Below are 24,660 nucleotides of genomic sequence, written 5' to 3'. Positions count from 1 at the left end.
TGATGCTGGGTTGCCGGGTTGCGTTACTAACCCAGCAGCATCTGGTAGAGGTGGTCATCATCAGCAAAGGTGGCGTAGATGATGTTGGGGTCGCGCTGATCAACAGCAATAGAGTTAATCTGGGATGCTGGTGCCGGTAGATCAGTGTTGAGGCTTTGGATAAAGAACAGATCAGTGACCGCACCAGAAGAGGGGTCAATGAGCACAAACGCGGTTTCATCCGGCAGCTGGGCAAGTTGTGTTTCGGCAGTGGTGGCACCTGAGCTCAACAGCTGCATGGCGTAGTCATCAGCCATCTCAGCATTAATGACAGCAATCACACCCGGCTTGCCAGTACCGATGCTGGCGTCTCGGTTGTGCCAGGTCGCAGCCTGATCAGCACTGAGACAATCAAGCTCGGCAAGCCCTGGTACCAGCGCTGAGCTGGTGGGATTGCTTAAGCCTAAGGCTGCGAGCGGGTGATCAGCGGCTGCCTGTGCATCAGATTCTGCTTGATTGCTTTCAGATTCTTCGATGTTGATGCCCAGCTGTTCGCGGAGATCACCGATCTCGTGCTGGTTGATGACTTCGCCATCGACATAGGCACGTGCCTGGATGGTGCTAGTGGTTGCCATGACCATGGGGTCATGCAGCTTGAGGGTGGCTGAACCAGAGCTTGACAACACTGAAGCGGTGCGCAAGGCGCTGGCGCTGAGGTCACGGTGTTCATCGAGTGGGGCATCAGAGTGTGACTCTAGGGCACAGATCCCGACTGCTGGATCGGTCGCCGGCATTGTGTAGGCAGCGACATCAGAGTCAGCGGTGGCGTCGGTGTTGAATCCCGTGAGATTGGTAGAGCCGGTGACCGTCCAGGTATCAGCAGAACGGATGGATTCTTTACGGTTGTCTGGGTCTTGCCCAATAAGCTGGGTAATACCCCAACCATTGCGGATTTGGCTAAACGAACCGGCCATGGTCTGAAAATCTTCGGGTAGGGCAACATCTTGACGCGGTGTCGCAGTTCCTGTGGTCGGGTCAAGTTCAAGAATATGAGCTGTGGTGAGCTCGGTATTGTTTTCTGGATCAGCTAGTGCAGCTGGGGTGGGCTGCTCAGAACTACTATTGCGTGATGTTAATGGTGCTGCGACGGCAATGAGGGTGCCATCGGCAGAAATTTCGAGACCATAAATACGCTTAAGAGCACTTTGGGCCATGGTGGTTGATTCTGTGGTGTCAGCATCAGAGGCAGCATCAGTATGTTCTGGTAGCTCACCAAGCGTCATTGCAGTTGCGTTAGTAATGGTGAGTACATGGGCTGCGGTGGGATTAAGGGCAGAGCCACCGGCGTCAGTGACAGTTTGTGCCACAGGATCAGTATTAAGAAGATCAGTGGTAGTAGAGCACGAGCTCAGCAGGAGAGCACTAGCAGTGAGCGCAGCAAGTCCGAGTGCGCGGTGGGTGCGGGGAGTATGTAGCATGAGTTTTTTGCATTACTTTCTAGTATTTTAAGGTATAAAAAAAGAAACAGTATTAATTACTTTAATAATAATGCTTAAAACTGTTTCTTACTAATAAAATGAATATGATTGTGGTCTTTGGTAAGTACCTCCACATATGCAAAAACACCCCATCACAAACATTGTGATGGGGTGTTTTCTGGGGTCGAGCTAGAGCATGTTAGATGGTGTACTGCTGACCATAAGGCAGCAGTGCTGGTGAATGATCTGGGTGAGTGGTGCACAGCACCCGAATGAGGTTACGCAGGGTGGACAATTGAGTAACCGCAATATCAATGACATGTCCGTCTCGCATATTTGGTGGGGTGTTGTGATCCTCACGACCAGAGGACGACAAGCAGAACACCTGGCGGTGATCAGGGGGGCCGGTGACACTAAGCTGTGAGAGACCAGCACGAAACGTCATGGTGGTACCACCAAATTCGAGTTCAGCCTTGGTGAGATCAGTGTTCTCATCACCCCATGTTTGGGATTTGTAGGCAGCGATGGCATTAAAAAGTACCTTGCGCAGTTGCATCGCTTCACGTGGGGTGAAGTGGAATGTGTAGATCTGTTCAGGGATCAGCATGTCTTTGAAAGAGATGCTGAAATGATCTGGGTAACGGTTCATATCGTCATAACGCACTAGGCATGACCAGGTGAAATCATGGGCGTGCCACATAATGCTGATACCAGGCTCATCAGGTTCTACCGTCAGTTGAGACTCATCGAGTTTGGTGGACTTATAGTACTGAGCCAGCTGAATCCCATTGGATTCACTCATCAACGGCGCGGTTTCCTGTGGGAACATGAGCTGGTCATAATTATGTAGACCGGCAACGAGTTCGCTGAGGCTGTGCTGCGCATTAATAGCAGCATGATCAAACTCATAAGCACCATCACTGATGATGTCGCCGTATTCATGGGCTAGGTAGAAGGCGCTCAGAGGATCGCGCAGCTCATTGAGTGCAGAAATGACTGCGTTGGTTCTTGATTTCATATCCTGAGCCAAGGTGGGATCAAAAGATACGAGAGATTCTTGTACGTCCTGGATCATGAGTATGGCGAACTCAATATCAGACGTACTGAAAAAGGTCTCACGGTTTCGGATGGTGCTCGTGGTCGCATAGGCGGTTTTATTGTCGCGATAGGAGCGACGGCGACTGCGAATCGCTGGGGTGTCGCGACTTAGTGTCGCGTGGTGCATATCGTCGTCTTGCAACAGCGTGGGTCTTAGTAGCAGGAGTTGGTTGACTTGGCTGATTTTCGCGATGATCGCGTCACTAATGATCAGCCCGCGCGTGGTGTGTTGGTAGAGCATCATGAAAGAGACTCTAATCAATCCCACAGTCATGTATGGGAGACCGGCTGAGATTGTGGGGGTGTTGTTATCGTGATACTACACCCGGAGGGGTGTAGTAGATGACCATCAGTTCGCAGCCTGAACGCCGTGCTTACATAACTATGCGATCGTAGCGAGCATGACCTAGTGCCGGATGAAAAAGCTTGTTGATGTGGCGGGCGTTAGCATGGAAAAATGCTGCCGCATCAGTGCGCGAATCAAACCGTAAACGGTGATCCTCTGAGTCACGAGAGGTAGATGTGGCGAGCAAATCCTGTCGCTCTGTGAGAAAGTTCAGATCAGTGTCTTTGAGCTCGTAAAGACCACCGCGACCAAGTAGGGTACCTTTGCGTGCCTGTGGGTTACGTGGGTGGGTTGCTACTGCAATAAACCAGATGGAGGTTGATTCCGGCACAGTAAACCGCGATGGTTTTGGCCAGGATTCGCCAGCTCTTAGGGTATGTAGCGTCGCCTGCCACTTGCCACCAAAGGTGTCATGGACATGGGAGACACCTTTGATTTCACTTGCGATGATGTAGGGCTTGTGGACGGGTGCAGTAGTAATACGAGACATGGGTAACAACCTTTCTAGGGGTGGGTTTACTCGGTAATAAGTTCAGTGGGATAAATCAGCCCAAAGTCGATGGCAAGTGCATATTCATGCAAGGCATCGGAGATGGAGGACAGCAGGCCAAAGTCGCTAGCATGTTGCAGACCACTGCGTTGGGGGAGAACTTCACCGCGCTGCTGCTTAATCTGTGCTGCGAGCCTGGCTACGGCATCACGCAACAGAGTGAGAAACTCTGGTAGTGAGGGCAGTAGATCGTCGTCATAGTCGTCGAGAATCTTGGTGATAAGCGCGTCCATGATGGAGGTCACGGTGATGGTTGATATGGCTTTGGCGTGTTGGCGGCTGCGCACGGTAGGGGGTGCCAGCTGTGGACACGCTGTTAGATCAGCTGCGTCCGCATCGAAAAGATGATCCAACCAGGTGGTGATTTCTGTAGGAAGAAGTTCCTCGGGGTCAAGATAATTATGAGGATCTGTTGTGCAGTTAGAGAGATCGGCGATGGCAGCACGCAGGAGATCTGGTGGGAAAACTGAAAGCGCCAGGCTGCGGTGTGCGTGCATGATGGGGTCCAGGTGATCGAGCCATGATGTGATGGTGGTGATTTCTGGAATATAGGCAAGCTCATGCTGGGCTTGCAGAAGATCCCTATTGTGCGCATTAAGCGAGGTGGTTATTGGTGAACCAGACTCAGGGTCAAAGGGGAGAAGGTAACCGTCGATGTCTACCACGTCGTCGTTGTTTTCTTGGGCAAGTGCTTCTTGCACATCACTACGTGTTGGGGCACGGTGGCCGAGGCTTTGATCAAGCGGATCGTTACCTGTCCCCTTGGGCTTGATATAGGGCTCAACAGCGGCGCGGTTAATAACCTCGGGTAGCTGGGTCATAGTCACGCTGTGACCTAATGCTGTGCCCTGAGCATCATAGTTGTGCAGGGTAAGCTCCAGCTGGTTGCGACGAGCGTTAACTGCACTGTGCGAGGAGAGTGCGACAGAGAGGAACGGATGTAGTTTCAGTGCTGTTGCTAGTTCAAGGACAAGTGAGCTGGGCGGATTGAGCTTGCCCAACCGTGAAAGATCAACATCAGCGGTGCGATCGCAGGTAAGTCCTAGGTCTTTTACGTTGAAGGCTTTACCGAGATGAAGGAATTTGAGAAAGGGGTTGGCTGCGATCATTTTCTTTTGTTGTGACCTGACAATAAGAAGTTCCCAGTGTCCAGTGGTAGGCGCCGGTGCAGATGGTCGCGGTGGATTCGGTGAGGGGAGTGGGCGTGTATGCAGCACAGGAGCAGGTAGAAGTGGCTCAGCTGTCGTGTCTGTGCGCTTTTTTGCTTTAAGCTCTTTGAGCTTGCGCTGGCGAATTTTTTCCTGGGCCGCAATAGCGACCTGTGTGGGGCTAGGGGTTGTGGTGGTAGTGAGTTCTTGTGATGCGAGAGCAAATTCGCTTGGGTTCATGCTGGGTACAGGTGGTGGGGTGGATTCGGTGTAGGACATGATGGAGTACTTCTTAGATGTAGTGGGATGGTTAAGGGAAAAAGTCGGTATACAACAACACGCCACAGACAATGGGTTATCTGTGGCGTGTTGGGAGGTTAGACGCGACGGTTGATCGTTGCGTGCTTGGCTGCACGAGTACCGTGATCTGTCGTGTCAGACTTATCGAGGTGGATGGCTTCGTGGTAGACCGGCTGTGGCAAGGATGGTGCAACAGGTGGCACGTAGCGGTAGTCATCAACAGGGAGCGGCCGATAGACACCTGTGAATTTCTCGATGACAATTTGGTAGCAGCGCTTGTATTGGAGCTGGGTAATAGGGTGCTCAGTCCAAAAAGTGCCAAAAGACCGGGTGTTATGCACATTGGCGGAAAACAAGGTCTTTGCCTGTGGATCTGGGGCAGCAGCGATCTCGGAGACGATCTGGTTTGGATAGGCTGCGGCGACTTGTGCAGTAATCCAGTCAGTAAGTTCCTGGTCAACGCCCAAATCATGTAGTCGCAGAGCGCTATCAACGGTGTAGGAAAAATCATCAGGGAGTGGCACAACAACCGGCTTCTTCACGGTGGTGGTTGAGTGCAGTTCATCGACAAGCTCTAGGAGTTCAGCCTCATCAAAAGGCATGGAGTGGGTTGCTGCTTTAGAAATAATCAGCGAATAGGACATGAGATCGAGTTCCTTTCTAGGACATTCTCGGGAGATATAACGAGTGTGAATAATCTGGGGACAAACAAACAGACATACTTTCCTCGTCTTTGGTTTGCACTTTAGTATATAGTAAACTTTGTTGAAACTTAATCAACAAAGTTACTAACAAAAACTACTGTGAAAGTTTGTGGTGATGATGCTTAGTGCAGTGCTGGAAGGTTTGCTTAGTGCCAGTGCGATCTCGCAGGCGCTTGGTTTTGGGGATCTGCTTGACCTTGGTGGTCTGATCTCTACCGAACTTGGTGTCGAAGGTTACGGCGAAGCATTTAGCGCCTAGTCAGGCGTTGTTTTGTTGTTTTTTCTCTCTTAAATTCTCAAGAAAGGTTGTTACACAATGGATGGACTTAGCTCAAAGCTCGAAGGTGTTCTTAGCTCCGATGGACTCGGCACCTTTTTGGATAACGCCAATGGCTTGCTCAACTTCTTTGTCAAGCTCATGAACGCGATTGGCTAACATGCGCTGTTAAACTCCTCGCGCATGTTGACCCGACCCTGCCTTTGGCAGGGTAAAACCCCCAGCAGCTTGTACCGTATTGCGGTAGTTGCTGGGGGTTTGTGGTTGGTGTGGGCAGGTGTGTTTTAACCCCACATGCCTAGGTTGTTTGCCTTGGCGAGAGTCTGTGCACGCAGGAAAATATTACGATGGTTGTAGCGGGTGTCAAAGCTATATTCAGCAGCTGAGCCTGAGGCAATTTGTTCTAAATTGGCAAGCTTGAGACCGCTATCGCCCTTGGTGTACCAGACATAAGCAAGCAGACGACCGTACTGATCTTCGCGGGCTTGGGTGGAATCAAATTCTAGTGTGATGGTGGCACCACGCAGCATAGTGGTGAGATTCTGTGAAGATTCTGGTCCATAGAAGCCGACAGGCTTGGTCGGATGCTTGGTTTCGGGAGAATCAATACCAATCATGCGGACAGTTTTTTGAGCGCCCTGATAGTTCACGACAATGGTGTCGCCGTCTACTACGCGCACCAGGCTGGCTGCAACGCGTGGCGCTGCTTGATTTCGTGCTTGCTGAGTGAGTTTTACTGTGTCGATGCTGGTAGGGGTGGTGGTGCCCAGGTCGAGAGTAGAACTTAATGAGCTGCTGCCGGTAACCGGGGCTGCGTTAATAGGGGGTGCTTGAGTTACTAGCGCACAGGCAGAGATTGCGACAGCGCCAAGCATAGTGGTGGCAGAGAGTGCAATTTTACGAAAACTAAAAGATAGTGACATTCTGGGGAACTTTCTCGTAGAGGTCTGGGTAGTGGATAAGTTAATCAACTATGAAATAGACTAACTTAATCATTAACATTAATGGATTTTCAGAGAATAGGGGTAGACATGGCAGACGGGAAAAAGGTTCATGTACGTGCCACACTGCGCTTTGATTCAGACACCCACCAGCGGGCAATCTATTGGGCAGATCGAAAAGGCATCTCGCTGAGCGCGTATGCAGAAGAGGCGATCAGAGAGAAAATTGATCGTGATAACGGTGTGCACGTCATTCCGAATTCACTGTTGGACAACCGTCTTAATCAGATCGTTGACCAGCTCAGCTCATTTGCTCGTGAGTTGGCGAACAACACGACAGTTGTGACTAGTGGTTTCGACACCATTATCGGTATGACTCGCGGCGACTCCTATCTCTCCGATGATTTTGATGGTCTGGGTTAAACCCGATGGATGAGCAGGAGCGAGAAGCGTTGGAGGATGCTGCCCTTGAGGAAGCAGCCTTAACCGATGAATTAGCTGCATTAGAGGCTGAAGCTGAAGTGCAAGGGTCAGTCGAGCCTTATGACTATGCTGCCGATCTTGATGATGAGGACGAGTTTGATGAGGACCCTTTTGCTGAGGAGGAACCCTGTGACGCTGGCCCGCTAGGTGAGTTGAGCAGTGAGAACCATGTCGCTGAGGCCGGTGCTGACGACACTGCGACAAGTACAGATGAGTCTGCACAAGAGGACAGTCACGAAGAGTCGGTAGACGATCCCCGTGATTCCACCGGCACCGCGACAGCGGTGCGATCTTTTCGACCCAGACTCCCTGCGCCCAATGCACTGCGACCAGGACCACCCATCCGAACACAACCGGCAGTGAACACTGACACAGATGGTGACGGGCAAGAGAATACAGCTGGCGCGACTGCGGCCGATGTAGGGGAGGGAGTGTTTTTTGGTACGCATTTTGAGCTGGCTTTTGGGCAGGTTGATGGTCACCGCCATATAAGGCATGAGCAGGCTATGCGAGATGGTCACCGGGATCTTAGCATCTTTGTCGGTGCTGATGGGGCGATCATGCTGGAAGAACTTAAAAATCGTTACCAGCAACCACCGGAGAACGAGCCTCATGATGGGGTCACTGAAATGATAAAGACAGCCATAGAGACAGAGAGCATCAGGGGAACAGAGAAGGAGAACGTAGAGATGGATCAGGATATAGCTGTAGTAGACAACGTTGATGAACAGGTTGCGACACTATCTGCTCATGATGCGGACAGCGTAGTAGCTGTTGATGAACAAGTTGTTGCGCCAGAGCCAACACCAGAGCCAACACCAGAACCAACACCAGAGCCGGCACCCAAGGTTGAGCGCGTAGAGATAGTCGATGGTCTGGTGGGTGAGACTATTACACCGATTGATCAGGCAATTCGGTCTTTTATGCAGCTCAACGGTATTGAGCACAGCGTGGTGTTGCGACGCTTGGGGCTGATGACTCAGGTGGCACATAATAAGGAACTTGATGAGATCTACGCTAAGGCACTTGCCGAGGGCGAATCCCAAGCTCAGCAGCAGCATGAATTAGAAGCAGAAAATGAACGGCTTAAAAAAGAAGTTGATGCGCTCGCTGCAGAGCTCAGTGCTGCACTGATGGGAGAGGGTGGCGGAGATGACTAAGAACGTGGCGACTGTCATGTTGACCGATCGTTTAAGTATTGATGGGTCAGATCTTGTTGCAGGAGATGCACGGTTACACAGTGTGCTGTCACAGCTGTGGGACAAGCTGTCTTTAGGTTCAGATAATTTAAGGAATCTGCTTCTTGGCGATAGCACACATCCAGCCTATGAGCGCTCATGGGTGACCGTAACGGAGCGAATTAATAAGGGTGTTGCTGCCGGCACGGTGACAAGAGCGCAGGAGCAGCTTTTCCAGCAGATGCTGCGATTACGCGATATTTACCAGGGTGTTGCTGATGCCCAGACATGGTTGGAGCAGTCAGCAGTGTCAGGCGGAGAGAGGGCGCAACCAGAGGCTCAGGTTGGCACAGAGGTAGCACAGGCGCCTGTGTTGCATGAGGCGGTTGCAGAATCTGCAGAGGTGACCCAGGGGGCGCCAGCTGTTGATGTAGTTGCGGATCTAGATGCCGTGAAAGAGCATCAACTAGCACAGGAGCCTAAGCGATCTGGCAAAAAACCTGTGAAACAGGCACCGCGACGACAACGTAATGCTCGCACAACCACCGATGCAGCAGCATGTACACCGGGTGCAGGTGCGGCAGCCTTTAGCTCAAGCATTACGTTGCGTGATGGTGATGGCACTGAGATAGATGATCAACTGCGCACTGTGCACAGGACGAGTGCCAGGTTGACTGAGTTGCTTCAGGATCATGTGCACAAGAAGCTTGCACAGCAGGGTGTGGCGTTTCGAGGTCCCATTCCTTTCGGGGTCTTGGTGAACCTCGGGATTGTGTCACTGCTGGCGAATCACGAAGATGTCCGAGGATTAGTGTCTTTAAGTGACGATGACCAGCTTGTGCTCGACATTCTCAATGAGCACCGATCTGTAGGCTGGCAGGAAAATGTCAATGACGCGCTTGATGAACAGGCGCAGCAGATGGCACAGATCAACAAGACGCTGGGCTTTTTGCACAAACGCAGTGTGCAAAACGAACGCGACAATTTCTTTTTTGAGCATTTGCTCAGTGCGTTTTTCGCAGAACGTCTCATGATCGGTGATATTGCGACTGGTTCAGCAGTTGAAGATATTGATCTACACAGTGAAAAGCATGAGAAAGTGCTTGCTGTATTGAAAAAGTCATCGGAGCATGAGTGGCAGCGAGAGAAAGATGCAGCCGGGAGACAGTTCCATGCGGTGCGAAATGATGACTGAAGGCTTTCGACTTAATACTGATGCAGATATAGTAAGAATCAAACAGATAAAGTTAGTGACTTAAAAAGGGGAATAATGATTATGGCACAGGGAAAAACTGCTGGCGAGATCATCAAAGATCAGCAGAAGCAGATTCATAATTTGGCAGCTGAGGTCAAGCGTCTTCGTGAGCGCGATGAGGCACGGGAGAAGCAGTTGGGAGTGCTTAATGAAGCCATGTTCTCACTGCTTGGTGACGGTCTTGACCGTTTCCGTGAATCTGGTGATGAGGCGTCGTTTAATGCCGCATTGAACTACCAGGCAGCAGTGGCACCGGAGATGTTTAAGACTGTGTACGGTGTTGATCCGGCGACCGGGGAACCTATTGCGCCCTAAAGTACAACATAATCTTCACCCCTTTTTTTGGGTAAAAATTATGTATTTTTTCTTCCATCCAACTTTTAATTAAATCTATGCCTATCCTCAGTTTGTACACATTTTTCCGACAGGTAAGGGTTTGATATATGCGGTTGACACGAAGATTGGTGGGGGTTTCCGCTGTCATGTTGCTGGCCATCGGGGTTGCATCTCCGGTGGCTCAAGCACAGGTGGACGATCAATTTGAGCTTGTAGAAGAAATCACTGATGAGCAGTTTGCTGATGACGGTGTTGATTATGTCCCCAATAGGAATGCTCCAACAGTTGAGGAACAACTTGAGGATTACGAAACAGCACATCCAGAAGTAGTCGTTGAGTATCACGAGCAAGTCAACGATAGTGAAGACAATGTCGAGGAACTCCCGCCACCTAAGCGGGACATCGTTGCAGGGGACATGCGTTCAGATGTCATCGAGTTACCGGAGGGGGTAAGCAAGGACAAAGCTGACCAGGTAGAAGTCGCAGAAGCACGACTTAACGAGGGTGCACGACTGATGGCAACCACCGGGTGTGAAGTTATGTGGCCGACGGGCTTTTCAGTGTGTGGCCGGATTCTTGACGCTTATCGTCAGGTTGGAGGTCAGTTGTCATGGCTTGGACCACCGAAGTCAAACGAGTTGACCAATCCTGACGGTGTTGGTAAAAGAAGTGAATTTTTTGGTGGAGCCATCTATTGGCACCCAGACACAGGCGCTTATGCAGTGACCTTGGACGGTTTGCGACAGTGGGGGACCTTGAACTGGGAATCAGGGCCATTGGGGTACCCAACCTCTGGTCCGATGGATACAAACTATCCCCTTACTCAGCGACAGACTTTTCAAGGTGGTGACAACTACTACAACCCATTGACTGGCGGTGCTGTGTGGGGCGATATTAAACAGCGCTACGAAGAACTTGGCGGCTCGAATCATGCCATTGGCATCCCGATCACTAATGAGCTACCTAGCGGTACTGAGTATTTTTACAATAATTTCTCCAATGGAACGATCTCCTGGCGAAATGATCGTCAGACTCGGTTCATGTATTTGGCTACACAGCGGGTGTGGGATGCACTTGGTCGGGAAACGGGTCGTTTAGGCTTCCCTGAAGCAGATGAAGAAGCTTATGTCCCGGGCGTTGCACACCATGTTGATTTTGGAGAAAACTCCATGATTTTATGGGGTGCGGGAATTGGGGCGCGTGAGCTAAATGGTGAAGCTGTTGCCCTGTGGAAGCAACTCGGTGGTATCGAGGGCTTAGGCTTACCCTGGGTATCTTTAGACCCATTTGAGGAGACGTTACTTCAACGCTTTGAAAACGGATCTCTGTGGGCAACGGATGACGGTCTTGCGTACATGGGTGGAGAGGGAAGCGGAAGCCTCTCGAATAGTCAATCTGAGAAGTTTGCCCCAGTAAATCAAAACCCTCATCGTCAACTGCAAACACTCGCCAGCGGTAGTCCTACTGGAGATATTGTTTACCCAAAGAACCCAGGTACCAACATTGATTATCTAATTCGTCGCGGATATTGGGACCCAAATGACAAACCCGATGTAGGTTTTGGCGCAGATAAGCTTCGGTATAAGCACGGAATTACTCGACTCGATATGGTGGAGGCTGCTTACTATGCATCGACAGCAACTTATTTCACCCCAACTGAGCCGGGCGCCGAGGGATGGGAAACTGTTGTTTACTTTGTAAGCTGTGTACTTGACTGCGAAGAGTATGCCGCGCCAATCACATTGCGCCAGATTTATCTTCCAGTGAATCAAGAATGGTTCAAAGGTGCACCCGGAAGAAATGGGGCAAGTGATACGGAAGATTTAGGTTTAGTGAACGCATTTTGTGAGAAAAATGCTGAGATCGTTACCAACTTTTGCCCAGAGCGTATGAGGAGTACGAAGAAATTCGGGTGGATCTTTAACCGGTAACTATGGATAACCTTTGTTTCTCGTTCTGAAGATCATCAAAGTTCTCAGCGGTGGGTCCACAGCTGAGAACTTTGTCATTGGTTCAAACCCTTAATTAAGCGAGATTTAGTTATGCGGAAAATACGAATTCGTTAAAACAAGAGAGAAAGAATCATTGATTTTTTACCAGATTTTCTACGAGAAGGCATAGAAGAAGAGGGTATTTTTAGTTGAGTGAGGGATAGAAAATGAATGAAGCATTAATACTAAAGTTAAAGAATCTGCTGCAAGAACCCACAAAGAACCAGCTACAGGCAGTGGTTCAAATCTTACGGGGAGAGTCAAACGATTTCTTCTTTAACGTTGAGAACCCTTCGGGATTTAGTTTCCCTTTGTCGCAACGAATCATCTACTTGGCGATTGAAATTTTACAAAGCTCAAGCAGGTTATTGAAACGTGAAGAAATTGATGTGAATCTTCACGAAGAATTAGAGGAAATAGCGGTTTCCCTTATTATCTATCAGCTCTCAAAAAATCATAATGAGTCCTCCTCACGATCTTTCTCTCTTGAATTCACGGGGATTTCCTTTACCAAACCGCTTATTCTAACTAGCGTCCATTTGGAGAAATTACGTTTTACGGACTGCATCTTTGCTAGTGCATTCCATTTAACTGCGGTGTCTTGCGCAACCACCATAGAAATGACTAATACTCAGTTTATTGCCCAGGGATCACTCTTAATTCGTATGATCTCTTTTCCTAAACCAGATCCAGCTTCAGATTGGGCACCTTCCTTCATTTTCCGAAACTGTCTCATACAAATTATTGAGGTTTTTCGCGCAGAGGTTTTCCTTTTCTTCACAGAATCAACTATTAAAGGTTCTGCATTGGAACTACCGGCCGGTGCTGTAGCTCAATATGTCAACTGTCAGGTAAATGATGGGATTATCTACGGCGTTGATCAGGATACTCTTGGGGATTCTTTAGTACCTCGGTGGTGGTACAAGGATTTAGGTTGGAGTATATAAGGATTGACGAGCGTGATGTAGGACGCTCAATCTTGAGGAAAGGATGGAAAATTGCGAGTATTTAGTTGTAGCAAAACCACTCACCTTTCAAAGATCGGATGAAAGCGAGCCCTTCTCGGGATGTTTTTCCGGGAAGGGCTGTGCTGTGTCTGAATGTCTAGGTGAATTAGAATGTAATTGTTATAATTTTCTCTCATTAATATCTCATTAATTTAGGGAGAAAGTTTATGGCAAATATGATGTCGCTAAATAATCCAGCAGCAATGCTCGCTGCGTACAACACCAGCACGCAGGTGGCACCTCCGCCACAGTTGAGCACCGGTGCAGGCGAAGTCCAACTCAGTGCCGAACAGCAAGCCATGATTGATCACGTGCTTGCTGGCAAAGACGTCATTGTTGATGCCACCGTGGGCTCGGGCAAAACTACTGCTATTCAACGACTGTGCTCGATTATGGGTGCAGACCATGAGGTGCTGTATCTGACCTATTCGAAGTTGTTGAAAATTGATGCACAGCAGCGTGTTCGTGGTGCCAAGGTGCAGAACTATCACGGCATTGTCTATCCTCATCTACTCAAGGCCGGCATTAAGTGCGGTATTAGCGAGTCGATTCGGGAGTTTAACAAGAACTTCAAGCACATTTCTGGCACGTTCCCCAGCTACGACCTGATGGTTATTGATGAGTATCAGGACATCAATGAGGACTATGCAGAATTGCTGCGCAACATTAAGTCTGTCAACCCGCTCATGCAGATTGTCATGGTGGGTGATTTGGAACAGAAAGTCCGATCTGACACCACGTTAGATCCACAAGAATTTGCAGCACAGTTGTGTGAAGATCCAGTCTATGCGCCGTTTACGCAGTCGTTTCGCATTGGTGAGGCTATGGCAGCAGGATTGTCTGATGCGTGGAATAAACCGATTGTGGGTGTCAATACCGCACAGCAGATTGAATACAAGTCTTTTGCTGAAGCGGTGGTGCTGATTCAAAGTACTGAACCGAGCAACCTGCTGTGCTTAGGTAGTCGCAATGGACAGATGTCGGATGCGCTTAATGTCGTGGAGAGGAAGTCACCGGCAAAGTTCAACAAGAAAACTGTGTTCGCCTCTATTCGCGATGGTGATTCCCAGATTGCACACCCAGATGATGCTGCGGTGTTTACCACCTTTGATTCCAGTAAAGGTCTAGAGCGCGATACCTGCGTGGTCTTTGACTATGACGAAGAATTCTGGGACATGCGTCTTGGTTACCCCAATGTTGACCCCGTAGTCATGCGCAATGTGTTCTTGGTGGCAGCATCACGCGGCAAAAACAAGGTTGTTTTTGTACGCAGTGATTCTCTCCAAGCAGCGTATGAGGCTGGTGCGGACTGGGCTGCAGGGCGTGCTGTGGGTGTGGTGGACAACAATACCGAGGTTGCACCTGAGGTAGATGTCCATGCGTCGGCAGAAGAAAGCGAGGGTGATGTGGATGAGGTGAAACAACAGATTGAGCGCACCATGGGTTTCATTCCTGTCTCAGTGTTTAAAGAACTACCTGAGTTGGCGCCTAGTGAATATGAGCGCCCGATCTCTGTGACCGAAGCCTTTGATTTTAAGTACGCAGAGAATGTCGAAGCATGTTTTGACCTGCTTGATGTGAAGCGTCTCGACAACGGCAAAGGTGCAGCCATTGAGGTCAATCGCAGTGACGGGCTTATTGATCTGTCACCCACAGTTGGAAACTTTCAGGAGGCAGTGTTCTTCAAGGACTACAACGTCCATACAGCACTATCGGCGTACCCGAGACCGTTTGCGAAAAATCTCAAACGCCTGGTGAAGAAAAACAACAGCGTATGGCGTAACTGCCTTATTGTCACAGCAGCGTCTACAGAGCAGATGCGGTATGTCGATCAGGTGCGCAGCTCTATTCCGGTTGCTGCAGAGAAGGCATTGGTGTCACGACTGGGTACGAGGCTGAATGCTGATTCACGCAATCAGATTCCACTGATCCTTGACGGCGAGGCAGTACAGAGTAAAGCAGTGCGCACGCCAATGTCTTTTGCGGGTGTCGCAGACGCGGTGCACAAGGATGTGCTCTATGAGCTGAAATTCGTTTCTGAGCTGACCCATCCGATGTTTTTGCAGCTGGCAATGTATTTGGTCATGTCTGGGATGAAGGACGGTATTTTGTGGAACACCCGGACAGATGAGGCGTGGCAGGTGCGTGTTCCTGACCCGAAGCGTTTTCTTAATGCTGTGGTGCTGTGTGTCTCCAAGCAGGATTACCGGGTCGGTAACTTCGATCTACCCAGCACTGGTGGAGGCGCGCGTTAGATGGTGTTGATGTGTGGGGTAGTGGTGGTCGTTGCTACTGCTGTGATGGTGGCGCTGAGCAATTAGCGCCAAGAATTAAAGCAGCTTGTTTCGAGGGTGTAAGTGCCCCGGAGCAAGCTGCTTTTTTGTGTCCCCTAAGAAGAAGGACGCTGTTGTATTTTCGCGTCTGTTTAACGGCTTGAGTGGTGTTGTGCTGGTTTGTGCCTGTGCACAATGGTTGAGGTGCTTAAACACGCACAGGGGCATGAAAAACAGTGCCTTTAGTTGTTGCTGTGCGTAGAGACCGTGGCGCCGCCGTGCACGATGTAGGGCAGTGGTTGATGTATGCCCTGGGGCTTGTTAGTGCACCTTTGACATTCTCATAACAGTGTTATGACTACAGTTTCAACGATTTCGAATATACCGGAAAAAGTGACGCTGTGCAGAACCTCAAAATTCCCATAAGTTTTTAATTATCAACACAGTAACTACTTGGCTATCGAAATAGAACGAAAGTGCGTATAACAGACACATATATGAATTTAATTATGAACGTAACGTTACAAAGCCACAGTATCGTTACACCCCAAAAACATGCCTTGAGCTGCTGTAACAGTAGTTTTGTAGCGCTACGGTGTAACGATACGAAAAAGCTAAAGTTACACCTAAAAGTATCCTTTGACGTGCAACTATAGTCACAAAATTGTGGTTTGTAACGTTGTAACGATACTTTTGGAACTTTAATATTGACAGAAGAGTAAGAGTAAAAACTCATAAACGTGAAATAGGACACATAAGTACTTAAAAGCGCATATGAGCATCATGCTATGTCGTTTTACTACTTTTCACCCCATAAGCGTGCACATGAGCACTACTACTCTGCACGGTGGTGATGATAGGTAAAAGCCATAACGGATTATTGCGATCCCTCGCGTGTACGTAAAACATGCACAGTATCGTTACAACGTTACACTTTTGCATTCATGCAGGTCACAGTGTATTTTTTATGTAACTTTAATGTAACGCTTATATTATTTTAATAATTAACTTTAATATAATAAAAGGGTCTTTGACGTGCATCTTTGGTGCTGTAACGCTGTGTAACGGAGTGTAACGATACGTAACGTTACGCTCGAATTAAATTCACGTTTGTGCAGTTTTTCAGCCGTCATCTCACCGTGTGGGACTACAGTCTCACTTAGTGAGCGACCTAGATGGCACTAGTTATGTGCAAATCCTATAAATAAATCCGTTCTGCGATAGCAGAAAATTCGGTCATGGTGGCTCGTTGGGAGTTGTTGGCGCTGACCATGCGGCTGGGGTGGTTGAATAACCCAAATAACTAATTCAATTAGTTTCTTGACCGTGTTAAAGTATTAAAAAAGTAAGAAAGGTTAATACTTTGACAATTGGAATTTTGACGGAGAAAGCTTCGGCTGCAAAAAACTTTGCGAAAGCCCTCGGCGGACCCTCTGGTACTTATAACGGCGAGAAATACGTCATTGCTGCAGCCAGTGGGCATCTTTATGAGTTCGTGGAACCAGAAGAGATGGTGCCGCCAAGCTATGCCGATGAAATCGGTGGATACTGGGATCTCGCTAAGCTGCCGTGGGACGAGAGGCAGTTTTTGTGGTCACGGGAGCAAAAGCACGGCGCAGCCAACACGATTGCGCGCATTAAGAAAACCTTGAGCAGTTGCAACACCATTGTGATCGGATCAGATATTGATCCCACGGGTGAAGGCGATCTGTTGGCGTGGGAGATTATCGCTGAGCTGGGGTTAGACACCAAGAAGATTCAGCGTATGGAATTTGTTGATGAGGCGCCGGCCTCGATTCAGCAGGCGTTTATCAACCGTCGCGATGTGACCTCCATGCATGACGAGCCCAATTATCTTAAGGCGGAATTCCGATCACGCTTTGATCTGCTGTCGATGCAGTGGACTCGCGGTGCCACCAAAGTGTTGGAGGCCACTGGTCGGCGTGCAGTCTTGCGCAATGGGCGCCTGAAATCTGCCATGGTTGCGATTGTGGGGCAGGGCTTAGATGCGTACAACGATTATAAAAAGACTCCTTTTTATCAAAACCGCTTCACTGATGATCACGGGGTAAGTTACGTCAACCCCGAGGAGCCACGTTATAAGACTCGCGACGAGGTACCGCAGCAGTACAAAGCAAGTGCTGTCGAATGCTATGAGAAGAGCATGAAAAAGACGGCGCCGCCACGTCTACTTGACTTGGCAAGCCTGTCGGCATTGCTGTCCAAAGAAGGTTTTAGCGCAAAGAACGTGCTGAAGACCTATCAGCAGATGTATGAAGCACAGGTGGTGTCTTATCCGCGTACCGAGGATAAGACGATTACCCCTGAGCAGTTTAAGGAACTTGCGCCACTGGTAGATAAGATTGCCGGCCTGGTCGGTGTGAATCCGGCTGACCTTACGCATAGGCAGCCACGATCGACCCACGTCAAGCCTAAGGGTGCCCACGGTGCTAACCGTCCGGGATTTAATGTGCCGGCCAGTATTGCAGCGGTGAAAACCACCTATGGTGTGCTCGGACAGCGCATTTATGAAGTGCTGGCTAAGAGCTACCTCACGATGCTGGCAGAGGATTACCTCTATGAGCACCAAAAAGGCCGCGTCGTGGATTACCCAGCGTTTCTCGGTACCGCGAACGTACCGAAGTCCTTGGGTTGGAAGGGTATTTTCGACGTAGACGCCGAGACTGATGATGCCGCTGCCGGCAGTGATGCAGCACAGCAGGGGATTGGTAACCGTGCTGAGCCAGAGGTGTTTGAGGGTTTTCCGCAGCGACCACCGCATCCGTCGATGACGTGGTTGATGAAACAGCTCGATAAGCATGATGTCGGTACCGGTGCGACACGAACGAGCACTTATGCCGAGGTCACAGCCGGCAAGTCAGCATTGCTCAAAGAAACTCGCGGCAAAGTCACTATGACTGACGCAGGGCAACTGAATTATCTGCTGCTTCCTGGCACCCATATTGGCGACCTCAAATTGACCGAGCGCGTTTATGCGGATATGGCTGCGGTTGCTGCTGGTGAAAAGACCGCAGAGCAGGCACTAGAGCCAGTGAAACAGTGGGTCGAAGAGGATATTGCCACCATGACCCGCAACGCAAAAAACATCCCCCAAGAACTAGGAAAGAAACTCATGACTACTACTTTTACCCCCACTGCGAAGCACTCCGGCATCTGGAACGGCGAGCAGGTGAGCTTTAAGAAGGTCTACTGCGGGCATGAATTTAGCGATGCTGAATGTGAGGCGTTGCTCAATGGTGAGGAGCTCACCATTACCGATGCGATGATTGGTGGGCAGATCACGACAGTCACCGGCAAGCTAGCGCATCAAAGCTTCAACAAAGACGGCAAGACCATCAATTTCTTTGGGTTTAAGGGTCAGGTTGATCGCATTGCCTCTGCAGACCCAGCTGTGTACGCGGTGGGTGTGTGGAAGGTTGAGGGTAAAAAGATTCGCTTCAAGCGCGTATGGGGTGGTCACAAGTTCACCGACAAGGAGATCGCCGATCTGCTTGAAGGTCGCGAGATTGCTTTCGATGCTATGTCGAAGGCAAAGAAGCCGTACACAGCTCGGGGATCGCTGCAGCGCGGCGAGTACAACGGCAACTCCTTTGTCGGCTTCCAGCTGGCACCGCGAGACTAACCCCGAGCATGTGCAGCACAAGAGTCAAATGATAGATTGAAGAAAGAAGGTGTGAGATGGCAAAAGCAGAATACAAAGTTCCACCATCCCTGGCGCGCAGTGTGCTGGATTATGAGATCCCGATTACCACCAAGTCGTTTAGCTTGGGCATTATCCCTGTTAAAGTTTTGCTGTTTTGGTTTGTGGTGTTTATTTCCACTGCAGCTGTGATTATGACACCACCGGTCAAGCACTCACCGGTGTGGCTGAAAATCATCATTGTGTTGTGGGTCATTGGTTTCGCTGCTTATTTCGGACAGTGGACTAAAACCAAGGAAATGAAGTTTATGCAGCTGCCGGCTCTGTTCGGCTATCTGCAGAAACAACACCGTAGAATTTCCACACGACGTGATACTGCGCCATACCCATTCATGCAGCTTGTCGGTATTAAAAGTGTCGATGAAGATGGTTATGTGCGCTACTTGGATGGCAGTGTGGGTTATTTCTACTCGGTTGTGGGTACAGCCTCAGCGTTGTTGTTCTCTGGCGATCGGAGTCAGATTGTTGACCGCGTAGATTCTTTTTGGCAAAAAGTAGAAACAGACACGCAGTGGAATTTCATCACGACAAAGGAATCCCAAGCAGTATTTAGTCAGGTCGCCAACGTCGAACGTAAAAACCAGAACCTGGTGTATCGACACCCTGAGCTCACCAAGCTTATGGAGGAATCACTTGATATTTTGCGTTATGACGTAGGTGGAAAATTCAGCTCAATTCACCAGTATTTGGCGCTGCATTCACCGAATGACGCCGCACTGCATACTGCACAAGAGATTTTGCTCTCTGAGGTAGAAAACTCAAGTGCGATGTACAAGCAGTGTCGTCAACTCAACGGGTTTGAGGTTAATGACCTGTTGCGCAGTATTTACGGACATAAGAAGAAGTAGTCGCGACGTTTTTTAAAGCAGGTTGCCGGAAGATCCGACAACCTGCTTTTTCGTGTCTTCTGGGTGGCGGTTGCACTAATGAAATGACATTTAATAGAGACTTTCTTTGTGTTAAAGTTTGTTTAATATATTTCTCTTAAAGTGAATTGGGGATAGATGAAACTTCTAAACAGACTCAAGAAAAAGCAGTCGAAAACACCTGCAGACACCTCCGCTACGGAGATTGATGCACTTCATGCAACACCTGACACAGGAGCACCACTCCCAGCACCCTCACTGGGAGCTCGCATCATTGGTCGCGCGCCCGAGGAAACCACACCTGTACCTGCGCGCACTGCGCGCACCCTGAGTGGATCATTTGGTTTTGGTGACCTTGACGATCGTGCGACCAGCGCTGCCACGGATGATGTGGACGAGTCTGGCGATGATCTTGCTGACGAGACGATGACTCGCCAGCAGAAAAAGGACGCGCAGGCAGCGTTAGGCACCATGGAAAATCATGGCCACCTCATGGTGATTAAGCCACGGGAACATTATGTTTTCCACTCAGATTATTTTGAGGTGGATGATGAAATCGGCACTATTTTGTCGTTTTTCCACAATGAGGATGCCAAGGATGAATTCGGTGCCTTCTGGGGAGTGAACCGTATTCCGCGTAACCTTCCTGAGGGTGTTTCCGCTGTGCTCTTTGAGCAGGTGGAGCGTATGAAGCAGTCATGGATTGATGACAACCTAAAAAACACTGACCGACTTTCCAAGACAGAGGAATCGGACTTGGCAGATTCTTCCACCAAGTCGAATCGTCGCAAGACAGTCAAACGTGGACTTGATCTTGATGAAGTGATTGCTGAACTTGATGACGGTGCATCATATTTGACTGTGCACAACCGCCTGCTGTTGCGCGGACCAAGCCTTGAGATTTTGGATTCTACTGTAGAGAAGATTCGACGCAGTTTCATCGAGCACTTATCGCGAATGGATATTGCTGCACACCACGGTGAGCAGCGCCAGGAGCTGTCACAGATTTTTACCAAGAATAGTAAAAAGCGAGGTAAAGGGTTCCACTTTACTTCGACCGAATTTGCAGGTTCTTATTCTTTGGTCACCAATGGTCTTAACGATGTTGCCGGCGAATACGTCGGTGTCATGCGTGGCGATGTCAACAACTCCGCTGTGCTTTTTGATGTGGATCGTTGGTCTGGACATGTCGTATGCGCAGATAATTCTATTAACACCTCGCCATTGCTGAATCGACCACGTGTGGTTGATATGTGGGGGTCGAAGATCTCCCAGGCAGCGTTGCTCAACAACCGTCGCGTGGTGCATCTGGTGCTCAATGGCGCCAAGCTTGATGAAATGGGGCCGAAGTTAGAATCTATGACCGCGCATGTGGACATGACCAGCGGTGATCTCAACATGTTTGAGCTTTTTGGTAAGCAAGAAGATGAGCTGTCGCTGTATTCAACACACATGGACAAGATCGTGTTCATGACCGAGCAAGCACTGGGCGATAAGACTTCTGAGCTGGCGCTATTGCGTGGAAAGCTCAAAGAGATCATCACAGATTTTTATGTGGACATGAGTATGTGGGCTCTTAACGCTGGTGAAAACCGAGACAAATTGCGACTTGTTGGGGTTCCTCATGATCAGATCCCGCTGCTCTCTGTCTTTGTGTCCTATCTTGATCAAGAGTATGAGAGGCAGAAGTTCGAGGGTGTGAAAGACCCCGATATGTTCCGAGCTATTTCTGTGCTGCGATTGACCTATAAAGATTTGCTCGATACTCACGGTGACTTGTTTAATCAGCACACTGCAGATGGCATTGACTCTGTTAACTCTGCACGCCGCGTGATCTATGATTTTTCTGGTTTGCTGCGACGTGGCGCAGGTGTTGCGATGGCACAGCTAGTTAACGTCATTGGTTTTGCCGTGGAGACGCTCGGTCAAGGTGATGTGGTTATTATCCACGGTGCTGATGGCATTGTCGATGTTGATGTGCAGGATTATTTGGCGAATCAGTTTGGTTACATGGCTGAGCGTGGTGGGCGAGTGGCCTATCTCTACAGTTCGATGGACGCCATGCTTGGCACTGTCGGTTTCAACCAGTTCCAACGTGCTGCGTACACCATTTTGGGCCCGATGAATGTTGACTCGGTGGATATGTATCAGTCGCTGATTAACAGTCAGATTCCGATGGACTTGGCGCGGTTGGTAACAACGCAGAATTCTGGTGCGAGCTATTTGCGCCGAGGTGCGACCAATGTGGTGTTTGAAACCAACCTTGCGTTGGGTGTGAATCCTTATATGGAGCAGCGCCGCAAGATTGAAGCGCAGCGCGGTAGGCGACGATCCAAGCGAGATAAGCACTACGGCGGTGGCACGACCATGGTGGGTACAGCGGATTTGGATGTGGTGGCTATTCAGGCCAAGGCCGAGCACCGCGAAGAGCGCTTTGAGGAGAAGGCTGCGCGCAAGATGAAGGAGCTTGATGATGTGGAGGCGAAAGAACTAGCTGCGAAAACAGGGCCGAAGAATCTTGACGACGCACTTGCACAGGTAGAAAAGAAGCGCCTGGCGAAGCGGTAGTTGTTGGTCACCATGGTGAGGAAAAAACACCGTCTTGAATTATCGAGGCGGTGTTTTCTTGTGTCGTACAAAAAACAGATCAGCAGACGCTTCTGAAAGGGGATCAGTTCGATACCATAAAGATATTGGGGCATCCTGTCCCTATATTATGAGTGAGCAAAGAGTAGTTCTGATTTGGAAAGTGGTGTAGAAGTATGTTGGTACGCTCACGCACGTTGGTCACTGTCGCACTGTCATGTTCGTTGCTATTCGGAGCAACGGTTAATGGCACGGGTGCTGCGAATGCACAAGACAATGTATCTATGGCAGCTCAGTATGAGCCACAGTATGAGCCCTTAGAAACGCGTCTTGGTACGCCGTGGGATACTACGGGTTTGTCTAACACAGCTTTTCAGTTCGTTGAGAATTCCGCTGAATTACCCGAAGGAACTCAATTTGTTCTTGATGGTGATACGTTCACCAATGTCATTGATGATGGTTTGCTTGCTTCTCGGGTAGATTCACGAACAGGTATGATTCGGCATACTCTTGCTGGCTCAGAGGTCATTTATTTTATCCCCGGAAAAATGACCAGATCCTACATTGACCGAGTGACGGTCAAGGCTATCTACCCCGATGGTTCTAGTGACATAGTGACACCACATTCAGTGATCACTGTGGCAGATGATATTTATTACAGCATCCAGAGTGAAGAGATTCCGAGGGTGCGTAAAGGGCAGACTATTAAGATTCCATTGAGGGTGATGGACGGTACAGGAGCGATTGGCGGAGTCCCACAGGGATCTAAGGTTGTTCGTGATCGTTATGGATCAATTGACAATGCGGAGTTGATGGGTGCAATTGTCGTTATTGATGAGAAAACCGGTGAGCTTACTTTCACAGCATCGGAAGATCGTACTGGTCAACTATGGTTTGCTGTAGAATTAATTTATCCAGACGGCACATATGCGACGGCCTCTTATTCCATCGAGGTGACGGATCAGCCTGAACCTGTGGATGTCATTCGTCCTGCCGGATCGTCTCTGAGTTCTTGATCTTTGCTTGAGACTTAAGCGCTACCCGGCTCTCGCATTACGTGGAGCCGGTGTTTGCTTTTGTGGTGGCGATTTACCGCTGGGATCGGGGGTATAGAGCTGTGTAGATCTTGCACGCTGTTGCAAGAAATAATATGGTTTGGGTTATAAATACTAAAAGCCATAGGTGCACAAGGGGGAGACTTCTACAGCGATTGTGGCAGATGACCATAACAAACGTTGATAAAAGAAAGTTGACTCCTCATGAAAAAGTTTAAGACTAAAGCCCTGTCCGTACTGGCTGTCAGTACGCTGATGTTTGGCTTAGCAGCTTGCTCTGGTGATGCTGACGGCGCTGACAGTACAGGATCTGCCTCAAGCAGCAGTGATTCAGGCTCTTCTGATAGCTCTGTGTCTGCGAAGTACACCGCTGACACCATCAAGGACGCAACTGAGGCAGAGGCTCGTGCAGACAGCGAGGGTATGTCTGCGCTTGCGTTCGAAGCGCTCAACCGTTTTGATGGACATGTCTCATCGAAGCTCATTGCTATTGCTGCTATGGGTGCTGGGGCAGACAATGAAGATGGTGTCAAGGTGGTGCTGAAGCAGATTTATGGCACGGGTTTGGACGATGCCAAGGGGCCTGAAGCAGTAGCGAAGCTTGCTAGCGACTACGATTCAGAAGTGAGCGACTATGTAGCCGATAACGTTGACTTCTCCACGATGCTTGGTCTGTATGTCAAGGATATTGCCGATGTTACTTCACCTAAAGGCGCGGTAGATAAGGCGGTTACTAAGGGCTTTAGTTACTCTGCTGCGGAGAAAGCGGTTGAGATTTTCAGCGATGAGTTCCAAGCTGGTGCCGATTACCTTGTGGCCTATGAGGTGAGCAACTCAATGTTCTCAAATGGTTATGATTTAGATGAGTTCACCTCGGATATGACGAAGGAACTTCTGGCAGATGGGTTCACACAAGCTCAGATAGATTCGTCGCTCTCTCGGGTCACCTGTACGGACGAGACTTGCTACGGGCTACTCTTTGACGGTGTTCCATCAAGCCCAATTCTTTATGAACGTGAGAATTAAGTCCCGTTAGAATAAAAAACACCCTGTGCTAAATCTGCACAGGGTGTTTTTGTGTCGTGAGC

The 24,660-nt window shown here is 49.4% G+C and carries 19 protein-coding genes; 13 read left to right on the top strand and 6 right to left on the bottom strand.

Going from position 1 to position 24,660, the window contains the following annotated elements:
* Positions 1-26: 26 nt before the first annotated feature.
* The 5 genes from N24_RS09710 to N24_RS09690 form a co-directional block, all read right to left on the bottom strand.
* The gene (locus N24_RS09710; protein WP_096456482.1) at positions 27-1,457 is read right to left on the bottom strand and encodes a hypothetical protein; all 1,431 of its coding nucleotides are present in this window, start codon (positions 1,455-1,457) and stop codon (positions 27-29) included.
* Between the two features lie 199 nt (positions 1,458-1,656).
* Positions 1,657-2,799 carry a hypothetical protein gene (locus N24_RS09705; protein ID WP_096456480.1) on the bottom strand — a complete coding sequence of 381 codons (1,143 nt, stop codon included), beginning with the start codon at positions 2,797-2,799 and terminating at the stop codon, positions 1,657-1,659.
* A 130-nt stretch (positions 2,800-2,929) separates the two neighbouring features.
* Positions 2,930-3,391 (bottom strand): hypothetical protein, encoded by a 462-nt coding sequence (locus tag N24_RS09700; RefSeq protein ID WP_096456478.1) that lies wholly within the window; start codon positions 3,389-3,391, stop codon positions 2,930-2,932.
* Between the two features lie 26 nt (positions 3,392-3,417).
* A complete protein-coding gene (locus N24_RS09695; RefSeq protein ID WP_096456476.1) occupies positions 3,418-4,878 on the bottom strand; it encodes a hypothetical protein in 1,461 nt (486 codons plus the stop codon).
* A gap of 98 nt (positions 4,879-4,976) precedes the next feature.
* A complete protein-coding gene (locus N24_RS09690; RefSeq protein WP_096456474.1) occupies positions 4,977-5,543 on the bottom strand; it encodes a hypothetical protein in 567 nt (188 codons plus the stop codon).
* A 175-nt stretch (positions 5,544-5,718) separates the two neighbouring features.
* On the opposite strand from N24_RS09690, the gene N24_RS16265 reads away from it, so the two are divergent.
* Positions 5,719-5,862, top strand: coding sequence for a hypothetical protein (locus N24_RS16265; protein WP_157736418.1), 144 nt, complete (start codon positions 5,719-5,721; stop codon positions 5,860-5,862).
* 302 nt (positions 5,863-6,164) lie between these two features.
* On the opposite strand, the gene N24_RS09685 is transcribed toward N24_RS16265, so the two are convergent.
* Positions 6,165-6,803, bottom strand: a complete 639-nt coding sequence (locus N24_RS09685; RefSeq protein ID WP_096456472.1) for a thermonuclease family protein — start codon at positions 6,801-6,803, stop codon at positions 6,165-6,167.
* Positions 6,804-6,911: 108 nt separating this feature from the next.
* On the opposite strand from N24_RS09685, the gene N24_RS09680 reads away from it, so the two are divergent.
* From N24_RS09680 to N24_RS09625, 12 genes are all read left to right on the top strand, one after another.
* The gene (locus N24_RS09680; RefSeq protein WP_096456470.1) at positions 6,912-7,244 is read left to right on the top strand and encodes a hypothetical protein; all 333 of its coding nucleotides are present in this window, start codon (positions 6,912-6,914) and stop codon (positions 7,242-7,244) included.
* Positions 7,245-7,249: 5 nt separating this feature from the next.
* Positions 7,250-8,464: a hypothetical protein gene (locus N24_RS09675; RefSeq protein WP_096456468.1), complete on the top strand. Its 1,215-nt coding sequence runs from the start codon at positions 7,250-7,252 to the stop codon at positions 8,462-8,464.
* Positions 8,457-9,677 carry a hypothetical protein gene (locus tag N24_RS09670; protein WP_096456466.1) on the top strand — a complete coding sequence of 407 codons (1,221 nt, stop codon included), beginning with the start codon at positions 8,457-8,459 and terminating at the stop codon, positions 9,675-9,677. Before N24_RS09675 ends, N24_RS09670 begins: the two co-directional genes overlap by 8 nt.
* A gap of 81 nt (positions 9,678-9,758) precedes the next feature.
* Complete coding sequence (locus N24_RS09665; RefSeq protein ID WP_096460030.1) at positions 9,759-10,052, top strand: hypothetical protein; 294 nt, start codon at positions 9,759-9,761, stop codon at positions 10,050-10,052.
* A 128-nt stretch (positions 10,053-10,180) separates the two neighbouring features.
* The gene (locus N24_RS16610; protein ID WP_231910964.1) at positions 10,181-12,004 is read left to right on the top strand and encodes an LGFP repeat-containing protein; all 1,824 of its coding nucleotides are present in this window, start codon (positions 10,181-10,183) and stop codon (positions 12,002-12,004) included.
* A 227-nt stretch (positions 12,005-12,231) separates the two neighbouring features.
* Complete coding sequence (locus N24_RS09655) at positions 12,232-13,011, top strand: hypothetical protein (RefSeq protein WP_096456464.1); 780 nt, start codon at positions 12,232-12,234, stop codon at positions 13,009-13,011.
* A gap of 227 nt (positions 13,012-13,238) precedes the next feature.
* On the top strand, positions 13,239-15,326 hold the full coding sequence (locus tag N24_RS09650) for an AAA family ATPase (protein ID WP_231910963.1): 2,088 nt from the start codon (positions 13,239-13,241) through the stop codon (positions 15,324-15,326).
* A 1,381-nt stretch (positions 15,327-16,707) separates the two neighbouring features.
* On the top strand, positions 16,708-18,987 hold the full coding sequence (locus tag N24_RS09645; RefSeq protein WP_096456462.1) for a DNA topoisomerase: 2,280 nt from the start codon (positions 16,708-16,710) through the stop codon (positions 18,985-18,987).
* 56 nt (positions 18,988-19,043) lie between these two features.
* Complete coding sequence (locus N24_RS09640; protein WP_096456460.1) at positions 19,044-19,913, top strand: hypothetical protein; 870 nt, start codon at positions 19,044-19,046, stop codon at positions 19,911-19,913.
* A gap of 156 nt (positions 19,914-20,069) precedes the next feature.
* A complete protein-coding gene (locus N24_RS09635; protein WP_096456458.1) occupies positions 20,070-22,499 on the top strand; it encodes a hypothetical protein in 2,430 nt (809 codons plus the stop codon).
* Positions 22,500-22,693: 194 nt separating this feature from the next.
* Positions 22,694-23,533: a YPDG domain-containing protein gene (locus N24_RS16365; RefSeq protein WP_167382078.1), complete on the top strand. Its 840-nt coding sequence runs from the start codon at positions 22,694-22,696 to the stop codon at positions 23,531-23,533.
* 243 nt (positions 23,534-23,776) lie between these two features.
* Positions 23,777-24,598: a hypothetical protein gene (locus N24_RS09625; protein WP_096456456.1), complete on the top strand. Its 822-nt coding sequence runs from the start codon at positions 23,777-23,779 to the stop codon at positions 24,596-24,598.
* Positions 24,599-24,660 lie beyond the last annotated feature (62 nt).

It is taken from the genome of Corynebacterium suranareeae (genome assembly GCF_002355155.1).
In the GTDB taxonomy this organism is placed as follows: domain Bacteria; phylum Actinomycetota; class Actinomycetes; order Mycobacteriales; family Mycobacteriaceae; genus Corynebacterium; species Corynebacterium suranareeae.
Note: the sequence above shows the minus strand (reverse complement) of the source record. Positions and strands in the feature narration are given on the sequence as shown.

What these genes read in the sequence shown, in the direction of transcription:
- N24_RS09710 (WP_096456482.1), bottom strand. Translation starts at nt 1,457, where the DNA reads ATGCTACATACTCCCCGCACCCACCGCGCACTCGGACTTGCTGCGCTC.
- N24_RS09705 (WP_096456480.1), bottom strand. Translation starts at nt 2,799, where the DNA reads ATGATGCTCTACCAACACACCACGCGCGGGCTGATCATTAGTGACGCG.
- N24_RS09700 (WP_096456478.1), bottom strand. Translation starts at nt 3,391, where the DNA reads ATGTCTCGTATTACTACTGCACCCGTCCACAAGCCCTACATCATCGCA.
- N24_RS09695 (WP_096456476.1), bottom strand. Translation starts at nt 4,878, where the DNA reads ATGTCCTACACCGAATCCACCCCACCACCTGTACCCAGCATGAACCCA.
- N24_RS09690 (WP_096456474.1), bottom strand. Translation starts at nt 5,543, where the DNA reads ATGTCCTATTCGCTGATTATTTCTAAAGCAGCAACCCACTCCATGCCT.
- N24_RS16265 (WP_157736418.1), top strand. Translation starts at nt 5,719, where the DNA reads ATGATGCTTAGTGCAGTGCTGGAAGGTTTGCTTAGTGCCAGTGCGATC.
- N24_RS09685 (WP_096456472.1), bottom strand. Translation starts at nt 6,803, where the DNA reads ATGTCACTATCTTTTAGTTTTCGTAAAATTGCACTCTCTGCCACCACT.
- N24_RS09680 (WP_096456470.1), top strand. Translation starts at nt 6,912, where the DNA reads ATGGCAGACGGGAAAAAGGTTCATGTACGTGCCACACTGCGCTTTGAT.
- N24_RS09675 (WP_096456468.1), top strand. Translation starts at nt 7,250, where the DNA reads ATGGATGAGCAGGAGCGAGAAGCGTTGGAGGATGCTGCCCTTGAGGAA.
- N24_RS09670 (WP_096456466.1), top strand. Translation starts at nt 8,457, where the DNA reads ATGACTAAGAACGTGGCGACTGTCATGTTGACCGATCGTTTAAGTATT.
- N24_RS09665 (WP_096460030.1), top strand. Translation starts at nt 9,759, where the DNA reads ATGGCACAGGGAAAAACTGCTGGCGAGATCATCAAAGATCAGCAGAAG.
- N24_RS16610 (WP_231910964.1), top strand. Translation starts at nt 10,181, where the DNA reads ATGCGGTTGACACGAAGATTGGTGGGGGTTTCCGCTGTCATGTTGCTG.
- N24_RS09655 (WP_096456464.1), top strand. Translation starts at nt 12,232, where the DNA reads ATGAATGAAGCATTAATACTAAAGTTAAAGAATCTGCTGCAAGAACCC.
- N24_RS09650 (WP_231910963.1), top strand. Translation starts at nt 13,239, where the DNA reads ATGGCAAATATGATGTCGCTAAATAATCCAGCAGCAATGCTCGCTGCG.
- N24_RS09640 (WP_096456460.1), top strand. Translation starts at nt 19,044, where the DNA reads ATGGCAAAAGCAGAATACAAAGTTCCACCATCCCTGGCGCGCAGTGTG.
- N24_RS09635 (WP_096456458.1), top strand. Translation starts at nt 20,070, where the DNA reads ATGAAACTTCTAAACAGACTCAAGAAAAAGCAGTCGAAAACACCTGCA.
- N24_RS16365 (WP_167382078.1), top strand. Translation starts at nt 22,694, where the DNA reads ATGTTGGTACGCTCACGCACGTTGGTCACTGTCGCACTGTCATGTTCG.
- N24_RS09625 (WP_096456456.1), top strand. Translation starts at nt 23,777, where the DNA reads ATGAAAAAGTTTAAGACTAAAGCCCTGTCCGTACTGGCTGTCAGTACG.